Here is a 14261-nt window from a genome sequence, read left to right as displayed (position 1 = left end):
CCCGTACTGCTGTCACCATCGCCGAGGTGATCCGAACACGTGTGCCTGTGATCGCTGGTCGGGGTGGTGGCCGTGGAATCGGGGTGCGTTTGTGCTGCTGTCGTACATAGGGTCCTTCAGGGGGTTCGGGACGGCACAGTGTCCCGGTCGGGGTCGCGAGGGGGCGAGATGGCGCAGGTGACGGCGGCTGCGGAGGCCGGGCATGCCCGATACACCTACCGGCTGCGCGTGTCGTCCACCGCCCGCGCCGCCCTGGCGGCGGAGTGGGACCGATGCCGCTGGGTGTGGAACGAATGCGTCGCCAAGTCCAAGGCCGTACACCTGCACAACAAGTCCACCGGCCAGAAGGCCACGTGCGGCCCGGCTCAGCTCGACAGGATGCTGACCGAAGCCCGCGCCCGTACGCCGTGGCTGCGTGAGGGCTCATCGGTTCCTCAGCAGCAGATCATCCGCGACTTCGGCCGCTCTCGCGCCAAGGCGCAGAAGGACATCACAGAGCGCCTGCCCATGGCGCGCCGGGCCGGGATGCCGAAGTGGAAATCCAAACGCGAGGCACTGCCGACCCTCGACTACACCAAGCGCGGGTTCCGGTTGAAGGACGGCCGGCTGCACCTGGCGGGTGGCATCGTCGTGGCGGTGGTGTGGTCGCGGAAATTGCCGCCTGAGCCGTCCTCGGTGCGCCTGTACCAGGACAGCCTCGGGCATTGGTACTGCTCGTTCGTCGTCCCCGCCCAGGTCCAGCCCCTGCCGGAGACCGGCCACGCACTGGGCGTCGACTGGGGCGTGAAGGAGACCGCGACCACCACGTCCGACGCCCACGACCTGCCGCACGCCGAGCATGGCAAGAAGGCCCAGATGAAGCTGACCCGGTACGACCGGATGATGGCCCGTCGCATGCCGAAGAAGGGCCGGCCCGGATCGAAGGGCTACCGCGAGGCGAAGAAACTGCGGGCGAAGGCATACAAAAAAGTCGCGAGGCAGCGTGAGGACACCGGCCGCCAGTGGGCCAAGAAGGTTGTCCGCGACCACGACGCCATCGCTGTCGAGGACTTCCGTCCGAAGTTCCTCGCCAAGACCACCATGGCCCGCAAGGCCGCTGACGCCGCCATCGGCGCCACCAAGGCCGCTCTGACCGAGATGGGCCGTAAGCATGGGCGGGACATCCGTCTCGTACACCCCGCGCACACCACTATGGACTGCGGCCAATGCGATGCGAGAGCCAAGCACGCACTGCCGCTGGGTGAGCGCACTTACACCTGCACCGCGTGCGGAACCGTGTCCCCACGGGACAAGAACTCCGCACGCGTAATGCTCGTCCGGGCTGGTCTCAACCCGGCTGGTGCTGATGGCGGAAGACCTCCTGGAGCGCTGCTCCAGAAGGCGGCCTGAGCCAGGAATCCCCCTCCCTTCAGGAAGGGGAGGATTCAAAGCTTTTCCTCCGAGGCCTGTACGTACACCGCGCCGCTGCCGGACAGCTCCAGCTGGAACGCCTCGCCCGAACCGCGTCCCACCATGTCTCGCCAGCCGAGCGCGGTGGAGAGCTTGTTGCGTACGTCGCCGTGGTGCGCGACGTACGCCTGCGGGTCGACGTGAATCGGCCGCTGGGGTGTGATGGGGATCTCGATCACTCCGCCGTGCGCCATGACCGCCACCGCGCCGTGGCCCTTGAGCGTGGTGGTGAACAGGCCCTGGCCGGTCACCTGGCCGCGCACCATGCCCATGACGCCGCCCTGCGAGCCCATGAACATCGTGCCCTGGGTGAGGGTGCCGTCGAAGGCCAGCAGGCGGTCCGCCTCCACGCAGAGGGTGTCGCCGGTCAGGTTGATCACCTGGATGTGGTGGCCGCCGTGGCCGAACATCACCGTGCCTGAGCCCTCGACCGTCATGAGCGGGGTCGACTCGTTCGCGACCCGGCGGCCGATCATGGACATCACGCCGCCCTGGCCGCCCTGGATGTTGGGGGTGAAGGAGACGTCGCCCTGGTACGCGAGCATCGCGCCGCGCTGGCTGAACATCTTCTGGCCGGGCGCGACCCGCGCCTCGACCATCCTCGAATTGATCTCGCGGAACGGCATCAGACGTCGCCCCCGACGGTGTTGCGCTCGCTCGGCTGCACGTAGACGAGACCCTCGCCCTCGAAACGGATCTGGAACGCCTCGCCCGAGCCCTCGCCGATCAGCGTGCGAAAGTTCACGCCTGACTGGAAGTGCTGCTGGAGGTTGCCCTGGTGCGCGATGTACGCGCCGGGGTCGACCTGGAGCGGGTACTGGGCCGAGACGCGCAGGACGACCGCCGGGCCGTCGGACATGATCGCCGCCTGGCCGGTGCCTTCCACGGTCGTGGTGAACAGGCCGTTGCCGGTCGCGCCGCCGCGCAGCCCGGTGAAGGAGGTGCCGGTGCGCAGGCCCGCGTCCGTACACAGGAGATTGCTGGATTCGACGTACAGCTTGTCGCCGTGGAGCGATACGAGGTTGATCTCGCTCGCCCGGTCGGCGAAATAGCACGTGCCGTGGCCCTTCACCTCCATCACGGTCAGCTGCTCACCGGTCAGGCGGCGGGTCACCATGCCGCGCATGCCCTCACCGCCGCCGGACATCTTCTTGAAGGCCATCTGGCCGTCGTACGCGACCATCGAGCCGTTTTTCGCTTTGACGGCGTCGCCGGTCATGTCGACGGCGAGCACCTTGCTGCCTTGGAGTCGGAACTGAGCCACGTGGGTGACGGTACCTGGGACCCCGACCCTGACAAAGGGGTCGCAGAGCGGGCTGCCACAATGGGCGTGAGCTTGTGCTTCCATTCACAAGATCGACGACTGTTTCCGCGACGACGAAGGTTGCCCCTCCGTGGACATCAAGACCGCCAGCGCTCTCCACCGGCTCCGCCTCATCTCCTTGCCCGAGGCGCTCTCGTTCCCCGCGCTCCTGATCTTCGGGTCGCTGCTCAGTCGAATCTCGGACATCGACCTGGTGATGCCGCTCGGGATCCTGCACGCCGTGCTGTTCATCCTGTACCTCGTGCTGCTCGCGGACGTGTGGTACCGGGCGAAGTGGCCGGTCACCCGCGTCGCTCTTTTCGTCGTCCTCGCGGTGCTGCCGTTCGGCGGCCTGTACGGCGAGAAGCTCCTCAAGCGTGACGAGGAGGCGGGCGTCATTGCCGCCCGCGCCCGCAAGGAGGGCGTGGTCGGCGCATGATCGTCGCCTTCTCCGTCAGTCCGCTGGGCGTCGGTGAGGATGTCGGGGAGTACGTCGCCGACGCGGTGCGCGTGGTGCGCGAGTCCGGGCTGCCCAACCGTACCGACGCCATGTTCACCTCGATCGAGGGTGAGTGGGACGAGGTGATGGACGTCGTCAAGCGCGCCGTCGCCGCCGTCGAGGCGCGCGCCCCGCGCGTATCGCTGGTCCTGAAGGCCGACATCCGGCCCGGTGTCACCGACGGCCTGACCTCCAAGGTCGAGACGGTGGAGCGCCACCTCGGTGCCTGATCCGGCGCCCGGTTCGGTCTTGACCTGATGTGCCGACAGCCCCCGACCGCCACCGCGCGGTCGGGGGCTTCGTCGTTCAAACGGCCGGACGCCAAAAACCGCCCGCTCGGACGACCCGGTTCGACACGCCGCCAAATGTCCTCTTATGTGGGGGTATCGAACGCCCTCGACTGCGGGAGGCACAGTGCGGCCGGACGGCTACGACTACGACTACGACACCCACAGCCGGCTCGCCGGGCCGATGACCGACCCCGGCACCCGCCCGTACCGGGTTCAGTACCGGAGCCTGATGGCGCAGGAACCGCACCGAATACGCGCCGTCCTGCTGATGACGCTGGCTCCGCTGCTCTCGGCGCTCCTGCTGGTCTACCTCGTCTGGCCCACACACTGGACCGAACGCGAGGGCGGCGACCGGTGGCTGGTCCATCTCGACATGGTGATGCTGGTCTCGATCGGCCTGATCATGTTCTTCATGCTGGTCAACGTGGTGTCGATCGCACACGCCACGATGGTCGCCAGGGACCCGGTGCCGGTGACGCCCGAGCCGGGGACCCGGGTCGCGTTCCTCACGACGTACGTACCGGGCAAGGAAGCCCTGTCCATGGTGCGGGCCACGCTCGAAGGCGCGGTCGCACTCCGCCACGACGGGCCGCTCGACATCTGGCTCCTCGACGAGGGCAACGACGAGCAGGCCCGGGCGCTCTGCGCGGAGCTGGGCGTACGGCACTTCAGCCGCAGCGGTGTACCGGAGTGGAACACCAAGAAGGGCCCGCACCGGGCGAAGACCAAGCACGGCAACTACAACGCCTGGCTGGCCATGCACGGCGACGCCTACGACTTCTTCGCCTCCGTCGACACCGACCACGTGCCGCTGACCAACTTCCTTGAGCGGATGCTCGGTTACTTCCGCGACCCGGACATCGCCTTCGTCGTCGGGCCGCAGGTGTACGGCAACTACGAGAAGTGCGTCACCAAGGCCGCGGAGTCGCAGCAGTTCCTCTTCCACGCCCTGATCCAGCGCGCCGGCAACCGCTACGGCGCGCCCATGTTCGTCGGCACCAACAACGTCGTACGCGTCAGGGCCCTCAAGCAGGTCGGCGGCCTGTACGACTCCATCACCGAGGACATGGCCACCGGCTTCGAGCTGCACCGCAGGAAGAACCGCGAGACCGGGCGGTTCTGGCGGTCCGTCTACACCCCGGACGTGCTGGCCGTCGGAGAGGGACCGGCCTCCTGGACCGACTTCTTCACCCAGCAGCTGCGGTGGTCGCGCGGGACGTACGAGACGCTGTTCAAGCAGTTCTGGAAGGCGCCGCTGCGGGTGCCGCCGGGCCGGTTCCTCACGTACACGCTGATGCTCGTCTACTACCCGATGACCGCCGTCAACTGGCTGCTCGGCATCCTCAGCTGCGTCCTGTTCCTGTGGTTCGGGGCTTCCGGCACCCAGGTGTCGTCGTCGGTGTGGCTGATGCTCTACAGCGACGCGGCGGCCCTCCAGATCGGGCTGTACCTGTGGAACAGGCGGCACAATGTCTCGCCCCACGAGCCGGCAGGCTCCGGCGGCCTCGCCGGCATGGCGATGTCCGCGCTCTGCGCGCCGATCTACGCCAAGTCGCTGGGCTCGGCGGTGCTGCGTACGCGGGGCAGATTCGTGGTCACGCCCAAGGGCGGCGATGCGAGCCCCGACCGGTTGCTGACGTTCCGCATCCACCTGTTCTGGGCGGCTGTGCTGATCGTCTCCCTGGTCGCGTCGTTCCACCTCGGTCACACCCATGCGGCGATGCGCACCTGGTCCGTACTGGCACTGGTCATCGCGCTCTCGCCGGTCGCGGTGTGGTGCTGGACCTCGGCGCGGGAGCGGCGCGCCGCGGCCAGGGCCGTCAGGCCCGCCAAGGCGGCGGGCGCCGGCAGCACGGTGCCGGGTGAGGAGCCGGAGCCCGCGTTCGCCACGACGACCGGAGGGAACTGACCCATGGCCTACCGGCCGACGAAGAAGTTCAAGAAGACGCTGCTGGGCGGCGGAGCTGTCGTCGTGCTCGCGGGGCTCAACGCACCGGCGGCGCTGACCTTCGCCGAGGAGAAGTACCACGCGTACAAGATCGCCCAGCCCGGCTACAAGGCGCAGTACGGGTCCTGGTCGACCGTCGACATTCCGGAGGAATACCGTACGAACGCGATTCACGCGGCCCTGCTCAACAGCGGGAAAGTGCTCATCATCGCGGGCTCGGGAAACGAGGAGAAGAAGTTCGACGAGGGCACCTTCGAGACCGTGCTGTGGGACCCGAAGGACAACTCCTTCAAACTGGTCCCCACCCCCGAGGACTTCTTCTGCGCCGGGCACGCCCAACTGCCCGACGGGCGGCTGCTGGTGGCGGGCGGCACCGCGCGCTACGAGGTGCTGGGCGACAAGGTCATGCGGGCCGGCGGCGGGATGCGCGTCAAGAACGAGAACCCGGACAAGCCCATCACCTTCAAGAAGGGCACCCGCTTCCGCTCGCCGTCCGGGGTTGTGTACGTGTCGAAGTTCGACGTGACCGTGCCGAAGGCCAAGCGCGAATTCAAGATCTCGTACGCCAAGAGCGGGCGCATGCTGCCCTGGAAGACCACGGTCAAGGCGGCAGAGGCGCGGGTCTTCGTCGAGGCGGTGGAGGACGGGCCGAAGGCGGTCACGAAGCAGTCCGCGCAGTACGAGATAGAAGGGCTGAAGGGGGAGGACGCCGACAACGCGTACGGTCTCGCCGAAGCGATAACCATGGACAAGCAGGACTTCCAGGGGATCAGGGCGGCCTACGAGTTCGACCCGAAGGCGGAGAGGTACATACCCGTCGACCCGATGAAGGAGGCCCGCTGGTACCCGACGCTGGTCACCCTCCAGGACGGCAAGGTGCTCGCAGTCTCCGGGCTCGACGACGTCGGCGCGATCCTCGCGGGCGACAACGAGTACTACGACCCGAAGACGAAGAAGTGGTCGAAGGCACCCTTCCGGTACTTCCCGACGTACCCGGCGCTCTTCCTCACCAAGGGCGGCAAACTCTTCTACTCCGGGGCGAACGCCGGCTACGGGCCGGCCGGCAAGGGCCGCGAGCCCGGCATCTGGGACCTGAAGAAGAACACCTTCAAGAAGGTCGGGGGGCTTACGGACCTCGACCAGACGGAGACCGCCGCCTCACTGGTGCTGCCGCCCGCGCAGGACCAGCGGGTGATGATCCTGGGGGGTGGAGGCGTCGGTGAGTCCGACAAGGCGACGGGGCGTACGGCGATCATCGACCTGGACGAGGGCGACAGCCCGGTGTTCGAGCGCGGTCCGCAACTCCCGCAGGGCACGCGGTACTTGAACAGCGTGATCATGCCGGACGACACCATCTTCACGAGCGGCGGCTCGACCGACTACCGGGGGCGCGGCGCCAGCAACATCCTCAAGGCGCAGTTCTACGACCCGAAGACGAACGCCTTCAAGGAGGCGGCCGAGCCGACGGTGGGCCGCAACTACCACTCCGAGGCGCTGCTGCTGCCGGACGGCCGGGTGGTGACCTTCGGATCGGATTCGCTGTTCGGCGACAAGGACAACACCAAGCTGGGCAAGTTCGAGCAGCGGATGGAGATCTATACGCCGCCGTACCTCTTCCGGGACAAGTCGATGCGTCCGGCGCTGGGGGCGGGGCCGCGCGAACTGGCCGCGTCGGGGAGGGCGACGTACAAGACCGCGCATCCGGAGCGGATCGCGCGGGCCAGGCTGATGCGGCCGAGCGCGGTCACGCATACGACGGATGTGGAGCAGCGCTCGATCGAGCTCGGACTGAAGAAGGGCAAGGGCGAGGTGACGGTGGAGGTGCCGGGCGACAAGTCGCTGGTGCCGCCCGGCTGGTACATGCTCTTCGTCACGGACGGCGAGGGGACGCCGTCGGAGGCGAAGTGGATCCACGTGCGGTGAGCTTGCTGACTTACGCCTTGGCGCGGCGGGCGAGGCCGAGGGCGTAATCCGGCCACCAGGTGCCGGCCGCCGGGCCGCCGCGGCACTCGCCGTCCGAGTCGCCCGGCCGCTTGATCCACAGGTACGCGTCGAGCAGCGGGTCGCCGGTGCGGTCGCTGGGCGGCGTACCGAGGGCGCGGCCGGTGGGGTTGCACCAGGCGTCGGTGCGGCCGCCGGAGAGGGGGCCGTTGCCGTTGCGGCTGCTGTCGATCACGAAGTGGGTGCCGCCGAGGAGGGTGGAGAGCTTGGCGCCGAACGCCTTGACGGCGTCGTCCGTCTGGAAGTTGGAGACGTTGAGCGAGATGCCGTCGGCCCGGTCCACGCCGGACCGTTTGAGGGGCTCGACGAGCTTGCCGGGGTCGTCGATCCAGGCGGGGTTGCCGGCGTCTACGTACACCTTGGTCTTCGGCTGCTGTTTGAGCCGGTCGACGGCTTCGGAGAGGAGTTCGGTGCGCTCGTCGTGCTCTTCGGGTGGGGTGCAGCCGTCGACGATGTGGGGTACGGCGTCGGGTTCGAGGATCACGATCGCCGGGGCGGAGCCGATGCTGTCGGCGAACGAGCCGATCCAGCGGCGGTAGGTGTCGGCGTCGGCTGCGCCGCCGGCGGAGTGCTGGCCGCAGTCGCGGTGCGGGATGTTGTACGCGACGAGTACGAGGGTGCTGCCGTCCTTGGCGGCGCCGCGTACGGCGTTCCTGATGCCGGGCGCCGGGTCGTCCCCGGCGGGCCAGTCGGCGACCGGGCGCTCGGAGATGCGCCGCAGGATGTCGGCGTCGGCGGTGCGGCCCTGGGCGTCCCACGCCTTGACCTGGCGGGCGGCGTCGCTTTCCGGGTCTACCCAGTAGGGGGAGGTGTCGCGAGTCTGGCCCTGGTTCTGCGCGCCGGCGGATCCCTCGGGCCGAGGCTCGGCCTCCGATCCGGAACCGCTGGAGCAGCCGGCGGTGATGAGCGCCAGGATGGCGATGGCTGCGGCGGTGAGCGAGCGGGTCGGTCTGCGGCCGGACATCCAGCCCCCTTGGACGGTTCGACTGGTCGACTAGGTGGACCGGGCAATCGTTGCATAGTGCGCATATCGCCTTGGGCTGCGACACCGGGTGGTGCGGTGGCGGTGGGGTGCGGTGGGGTGCGGGTGGTGTGGCGGGTGCGGGTTGCCTGCGGCGCTGTTCCCCTACCCGCCCCTTCCCGAAACTGGGGGCAAGCCCCCAGACCCCTGTGACGCCCTGCGGGCGTGTCCTCAATCGCCGGACGGGCTGGATATGCTCCCGCACCCCTCCAGCCCGTCCGGCGCTTGAGGAGCAGGGTCTAGGCCTACAGCGCCGTCGACAGCGCGATACCCAGCGGCGTCCGCTCGTACAGCACCTGGTGGCCGTACCTTCGCGACACCACCAGCCCCGACCCCCGCAGCACCGACAAATGCTCCGACACCGTCGACGGCGCCAGCCCCAATCCGTGCGCCAGCGCAGACGTCGACGCGGGTTCGTCCAGCCCGCACAGCACATCCGCCCGCCCCCGCCCCAGCAACCGCGCCAGCGACTCCGGCGTACGCTCCGCCGCCCGCGTCCACAGCCCGCCGATCCCGCGCGCCGGATACGCGACGGTCGGCTGCCACGGCGGGTCGAAGCCGCTCACCACCTCCGGCCAGCAGAACACGCTCGGCATCAGCACCAGCCCCTGGCCGCCGAGCGTCCGCTCGTGCTCGCCGGGCCGGTCGATCGTGAGCGTACGGCCGTCGCCGGACCATGCGAGCCGCGGGTTCAGCTCCCCCAGCAGCCCCTCCAGGCCGACCTCCGCCAGCCGCCGCGAATGGAACGCCACATCCGCCTCCAGCAGCGCGCGCAGCCGAGGCCAGTCCGGTTCGACCAGGGCGCGCCACGCCCGCTCCAGCAGCGCGGCCATCTCCCGCACCGCGCGCGCCGGGTCCGCGAGCATCGCCCGCCCGGCCGGGCTGTCCGACGCTCCCGGCGTACACGCCAGCGACTGCGCGATGTCGGCCCGCGCGGCCACCGGATCGGCCGCCCGTACGGCCGCGATCTCCTCCTCGAAGGTGGCCGACGGCCCGATCGGCGGCGGCCCGAGACAGTCCGGGGTGTGCCCGCGCTGCGGCATCAGCAGCCACAGCGGCGTGAGGTCGAGACCGGCGGTGGCCTGGCGGATGCGGCGCAGCCAGGGCAGTTGGTAGCCGTGCCGCTCGGGCCGCGCGAGCGTCCGTACCGCCTCCTGCGTCTCCCAGAGCGGCGAGACGGCGAACCGGCAGCGGAGCAGATCGGCTTCACCGAAGTGCAGTCGGTACGCCATGCCTCTCCCGTACGGTCCCGCCGGACACAACATTCGGCGGCAGCCGAAAGTCTATGGACGCCGCCGGGCCCCGGCCAGGCTGCCCCCATGCCACCCATGCCGCCGTCGGGCTACGGCGCCGTCTTCCGGGTCCGGGAGTTCCGCGCCGTCTTCGCCGCGCACCTCGCCTCCCTCCTCGGCGTCGTCGTCTGCGAGATCTCGCTCACCGTCCTCGTGTACGATTTCACCGGGTCTCCGCTCATGAGCGCGCTCGCGTTCGCGGTCGGCTTCCTCCCCTACCTCCTCGGCGGCACGCTCCTCGCCGGGGTCGCCGACCGCTACCCCGCCCGGCGCGTACTCGTCGTATGCGACCTGATCTGCGCCGGCTGCGCCGCCCTGATGGTGCTGCCCGCCACCCCTGTCGCCGCGCTGCTCGCCCTGCGCTGCGCGGTCGCCGCCGTCTCGCCCGTGTTCAACGGCACCCGGATCGCGACCCTCGCCGACATCCTCGGCGACGGCGACCTGTTCGTCCTCGGGCGCTCACTCCTGCGCATCGTGTCGCAGAGCGCGCTGCTCGTCGGGTTCGGTGCGGGCGGGGTGCTGCTCGCGCTGATGCCCGCGCGGGCGGCCATCGGGATCACCGTCGTGACCTTCCTCGGCTCGGCTGTGGTGCTGCGGCTCGGGACCAGGCGCCGCCCTGCCCGCGGCAACCGGGGCGGCGGCGCCACCCTGCTGGGCGACTCGCTCGCCGGCGCCCGCGCGGTGTTCGCGCACCGCCGCATCCGTGCGCTGATGCTGATGTTCTGGGTGCCGCCGATGTTCGTCGTGGCGCCGGAAGCGCTGGCCGCGCCGTACGCCGACCAGATCGGCGTCGGCACCGCGGCAGTGGGGCTGCTGATGTGCGCGATGCCGGTGGGGCACATCGCGGGGGAGATCTGGGCCGGCTCGGCCCTCGGCCCCCGCACTCGGGAGCGGATCGTCGTACCGGTGGCGGCGGTGTGCCTGCTGCCGCTGGCGCTGTATGCCGTACGCCCCGGGGTGCCGCTCGCGTTGCTCGCGCTGGTCCTGACGGGGCTGGCATCGGCGTACACGCTCGGCCTGGACCAGTGGTTCGTCAAAGCCGTGCCGGAGGTACTGCGCGGGCGCGCCATGACCGTGATGACGGCGGGCATGATGACGGTTCAGGGGGTGGGGATGGCGGCGGCGGGCGCGGCGGCGGAGTTCTTTCCCGTACACCAGGTCGTGGCCTGCTTCGGGGTCGTGGGGACGGCTTCTGTGCTGGTGCTGCTGGCGGAGATCCGGCGTACCGAAGTCCGCGAGGGCGGCAGCGGCGGGTCGAAGGCGACCGAAGCGCGAGACGGGGATGTTCGCGATATGACCGGCCGGTAGGGTCGATGACGTGCCGAAGCCGCTAAGCCTCCCGTTCGATCCCATCGCCAGAGCCGACGAACTCTGGCAGCAGCGCTGGGGGCCCGTCCCCTCGATGGCCGCGATCACCTCGATCATGCGCGCGCACCAAATCCTGCTGGCCGAGGTCGACGCCGTCGTCAAGCCGTACGGGCTGACTTTCGCGCGGTACGAGGCGCTGGTGCTGCTCACCTTCTCCAAGCAGGGCGAGCTGCCGATGTCCAAGATCGGCAAGCGGCTGATGGTCCACCCGACGTCCGTCACGAACACCGTCGACCGGCTGGTGAAGTCCGGCCTCGTCGACAAGCGCCCGAACCCGAACGACGGCCGCGGCACGCTCGCGTCGATCACCGAGAAGGGCCGCGAGGTGGTGGAGGCGGCGACGCGCGACCTGATGGCGATGGACTTCGGGCTGAGCGTGTACGACGACGAGGAGTGCGCGGAGATCTTCGCGATGCTGCGGCCGTTGCGGGTGGCGGCGCACGACTTCGAGGAGAAGTAGGCGCACGGCTTCGACGAGAAGCAGGCGACGAAACGGGTGAGAAGCGGCAACCCGCGCGAAGATCGCCCGTCTGGCCCCGCTACGCTCGACGCCATGAAGTCGAATGTGCTGTCCCGATACCGGGTGATGGCGTACATCACCGCCGTGTGGCTGCTGGTGTTCACCGTCGCGATCATCGCGAAGTACGTGTTCCACGTCGGCGACACCATGCTGATCTCGCAGATCCACGGTGTGCTGTTCATCATCTACGTCGTCTTCGCCTTCGATCTCGGCACCAAGGCGAAGTGGTCGTTCGGCAAGCTGCTGTGGGTGCTGGCGGCCGGCTGCATCCCTCTGGCCTCGTTCTTTGTCGAGCCGAAGATCACCCGCGAGTCCCGTCTGCTGATCACGGACGCGCGCCCGGCGACGGCGAAGGCGTAACGACTCACCCGTTGTGATGGCGTTCCGACCGCCACAAGCGTGGCTTGTGGCGGTCAGCCATCGACATTTACTAGGACGTCCTAGTAAATTCGAAGGTATGGACGCTGAAGCGATTGAGGAAGGCCGCCGCCGCTGGCAGGCCCGTTACGACAAGGCCCGCAAGCGCGACGCGGACTTCACCACGCTCTCCGGAGACCCGGTCGACCCCGTGTACGGCCCGCGCCCCGGTGACACGTACGAGGGCTTCGAGCGGATCGGGTGGCCCGGGGAGTACCCCTTCACTCGTGGCCTGCACCCGACCGGCTACCGCGGCCGGACCTGGACCATCCGCCAGTTCGCCGGCTTCGGCAACGCCGAGCAGACGAACGAGCGCTACAAGATGATCCTGGCGAACGGCGGCGGCGGGCTGTCGGTCGCCTTCGACATGCCGACGCTGATGGGCCGGGACTCCGACGAGCCGAAGGCGCTCGGCGAGGTCGGACACTGCGGTGTCGCCATCGACTCCGCGGCCGACATGGAGGTCCTGTTCAAGGACATCCCCCTGGGCGACGTCACCACATCCATGACGATCAGCGGCCCGGCCGTCCCCGTCTTCTGCATGTACATCGTGGCGGCCGAGCGCCAGGGCGTGGACCCCGCCTTGCTGAACGGCACGCTTCAGACGGACATCTTCAAGGAGTACATCGCGCAGAAGGAGTGGCTCTTCCAGCCGGAGCCGCATCTGCGCCTGATCGGCGACCTGATGGAGCACTGCGCGCGCTCGATTCCCGCGTACAAGCCGCTGTCGGTCTCCGGTTACCACATCCGCGAGGCGGGAGCGACGGCCGCGCAGGAGCTGGCGTACACGCTGGCGGACGGCTTCGGTTACGTCGAACTGGGCCTGTCGCGGGGCATGGACGTGGACCACTTCGCACCGGGTCTTTCGTTCTTCTTCGACGCGCACGTGGACTTCTTCGAGGAGATCGCGAAGTTCCGCGCGGCGAGGAGGATCTGGGCGCGGTGGATGCGGGATGTGTACGGCGCTCAGACGGACAAGGCACAGTGGCTGCGGTTCCACACGCAGACGGCGGGCGTCTCGCTGACCGCGCAGCAGCCGTACAACAATGTCGTCCGTACGGCGGTCGAGGCGCTGGCGGCGGTGCTGGGCGGCACGAACTCCCTCCACACGAACGCGCTGGACGAGACGCTGGCACTGCCGAGCGAGCAGGCGGCGGAGATCGCGCTGCGGACGCAGCAGGTGCTGATGGAGGAGACGGGCGTCGCGAATGTGGCGGACCCGCTGGGCGGCTCCTGGTACGTCGAGCAGCTGACGGACCGCATTGAGGCGGACGCGGAGAAGATCTTCGACCAGATCAAGGAGCGGGGTACGCGCGCGCACGCGGATGGCCGCCATCCGATCGGTCCGATGACGTCGGGGATCCTGCGCGGCATCGAGGACGGCTGGTTCACGGGCGAGATCGCCGAGTCGGCGTTCCAGTACCAGCGGTCGGTGGAAAAGGGCGACAAGCGGGTGGTGGGCGTGAACTGCCACCACGGGTCGGTGACGGGTGACCTGGAGATCCTGCGGGTGAGCCACGAGGTGGAGCGCGTGCAGGTGCGCACCTTGGTGGAACGTAAGGCTGCGCGGGACGACGCGAAGGTACGGGCATCGCTGGACGCGATGCTGGCGGCGGCGCGCGACGGCTCGAACATGATAGAGCCGATGCTGACGGCGGTACGGGCGGAAGCGACGCTGGGCGAGATCTGCGGCGTACTGCGGGACGAGTGGGGCGTCTACACGGAGCCGCCGGGGTTCTGAGGGGGGCTTTGGGCGGCCCCGGGGCGGTGATTGCTTCTGCGATGGGGGCCGCCACTCGTAAGTGTGGCGTCGGAGGCCCGCCGGTAAAGGGCGCTCCTGCGTCGCGTCGCCTGCGGCGATTGCGCTGCGCTTCACCCTTGACCGTCGCCCCTCCGCCGCAATGCTTCTGGGGGGCGGCCCCCGGGGGGAGCCCACGGGGAGGTCCGGCGATTGGCCGTTCACCGTCGCCGCCCGAGGGTGTGTGGGTGGGGCGCATGAGCTCTAGGCCCGGACTTCGCGGGTCGCTGAAAAGGTTCGCCGCAGCGGCTCTTCGGCGTCCGAACCCGACCGGATCGGACCGGCATTGCGATCGCCGTTGCGGACCGGACTGAGCGGCGATCGGTCGTGACCAGTTGATCTTCACGATCGGGTG

13 protein-coding genes are annotated in these 14261 nt (G+C 69.2%); 9 read left to right on the top strand and 4 right to left on the bottom strand.

Annotated elements, in window-relative coordinates:
* The first annotated feature begins 168 nt into the window (after positions 1–168).
* The gene (locus tag J7E96_RS32810; protein ID WP_215136842.1) at positions 169–1389 is read left to right on the top strand and encodes an RNA-guided endonuclease TnpB family protein; all 1221 of its coding nucleotides are present in this window, start codon (positions 169–171) and stop codon (positions 1387–1389) included.
* Between the two features lie 35 nt (positions 1390–1424).
* On the opposite strand, the gene J7E96_RS32805 is transcribed toward J7E96_RS32810, so the two are convergent.
* Positions 1425–2075, bottom strand: coding sequence for an AIM24 family protein (locus J7E96_RS32805; RefSeq protein WP_215136840.1), 651 nt, complete (start codon positions 2073–2075; stop codon positions 1425–1427).
* Complete coding sequence (locus tag J7E96_RS32800; protein ID WP_215136839.1) at positions 2075–2713, bottom strand: AIM24 family protein; 639 nt, start codon at positions 2711–2713, stop codon at positions 2075–2077. Before J7E96_RS32800 ends, J7E96_RS32805 begins: the two co-directional genes overlap by 1 nt.
* Positions 2714–2843: 130 nt before the next feature.
* Here J7E96_RS32800 and J7E96_RS32795 point away from each other — a divergent pair, with 130 nt between their 5' ends.
* The 4 genes from J7E96_RS32795 (at position 2844) to J7E96_RS32780 (ending at position 7412) form a co-directional block, all read left to right on the top strand.
* On the top strand, positions 2844–3191 hold the full coding sequence (locus tag J7E96_RS32795) for a DUF3817 domain-containing protein (protein ID WP_215136837.1): 348 nt from the start codon (positions 2844–2846) through the stop codon (positions 3189–3191).
* A complete protein-coding gene (locus J7E96_RS32790; protein ID WP_214899393.1) occupies positions 3188–3481 on the top strand; it encodes an MTH1187 family thiamine-binding protein in 294 nt (97 codons plus the stop codon). The genes J7E96_RS32795 and J7E96_RS32790 overlap by 4 nt, the downstream gene beginning before the upstream one ends.
* Positions 3482–3626: 145 nt before the next feature.
* Positions 3627–5450, top strand: coding sequence for a glycosyltransferase family 2 protein (locus tag J7E96_RS32785; RefSeq protein WP_215136835.1), 1824 nt, complete (start codon positions 3627–3629; stop codon positions 5448–5450).
* Positions 5451–5453: 3 nt separating this feature from the next.
* A complete protein-coding gene (locus J7E96_RS32780) occupies positions 5454–7412 on the top strand; it encodes a galactose oxidase-like domain-containing protein (RefSeq protein WP_215136833.1) in 1959 nt (652 codons plus the stop codon).
* Between the two features lie 10 nt (positions 7413–7422).
* Here the strand turns inward: J7E96_RS32780 and J7E96_RS32775 are convergent, their stop codons facing one another.
* Both J7E96_RS32775 and J7E96_RS32770 read right to left on the bottom strand, forming a co-directional pair.
* A complete protein-coding gene (locus tag J7E96_RS32775; RefSeq protein ID WP_215136831.1) occupies positions 7423–8454 on the bottom strand; it encodes a glycoside hydrolase family 6 protein in 1032 nt (343 codons plus the stop codon).
* A gap of 302 nt (positions 8455–8756) precedes the next feature.
* Positions 8757–9743: a DUF5937 family protein gene (locus J7E96_RS32770; RefSeq protein ID WP_215136829.1), complete on the bottom strand. Its 987-nt coding sequence runs from the start codon at positions 9741–9743 to the stop codon at positions 8757–8759.
* 87 nt (positions 9744–9830) lie between these two features.
* On the opposite strand from J7E96_RS32770, the gene J7E96_RS32765 reads away from it, so the two are divergent.
* From J7E96_RS32765 to J7E96_RS32750, 4 genes are all read left to right on the top strand, one after another.
* On the top strand, positions 9831–11111 hold the full coding sequence (locus tag J7E96_RS32765) for an MFS transporter (RefSeq protein WP_215136828.1): 1281 nt from the start codon (positions 9831–9833) through the stop codon (positions 11109–11111).
* A gap of 10 nt (positions 11112–11121) precedes the next feature.
* Positions 11122–11631: a MarR family winged helix-turn-helix transcriptional regulator gene (locus J7E96_RS32760; RefSeq protein ID WP_215136827.1), complete on the top strand. Its 510-nt coding sequence runs from the start codon at positions 11122–11124 to the stop codon at positions 11629–11631.
* Positions 11632–11724: 93 nt separating this feature from the next.
* Positions 11725–12051 carry a DUF3817 domain-containing protein gene (locus J7E96_RS32755; RefSeq protein ID WP_215136826.1) on the top strand — a complete coding sequence of 109 codons (327 nt, stop codon included), beginning with the start codon at positions 11725–11727 and terminating at the stop codon, positions 12049–12051.
* A 97-nt stretch (positions 12052–12148) separates the two neighbouring features.
* Positions 12149–13849, top strand: a complete 1701-nt coding sequence (locus J7E96_RS32750; RefSeq protein WP_215136825.1) for a methylmalonyl-CoA mutase — start codon at positions 12149–12151, stop codon at positions 13847–13849.
* Positions 13850–14261 lie beyond the last annotated feature (412 nt).

Source organism: Streptomyces sp. ISL-96 (assembly GCF_018614035.1).
In the GTDB taxonomy this organism is placed as follows: Bacteria; Actinomycetota; Actinomycetes; order Streptomycetales; family Streptomycetaceae; genus Streptomyces.
This window is presented reverse-complemented; position numbering and strand designations above follow the sequence as displayed.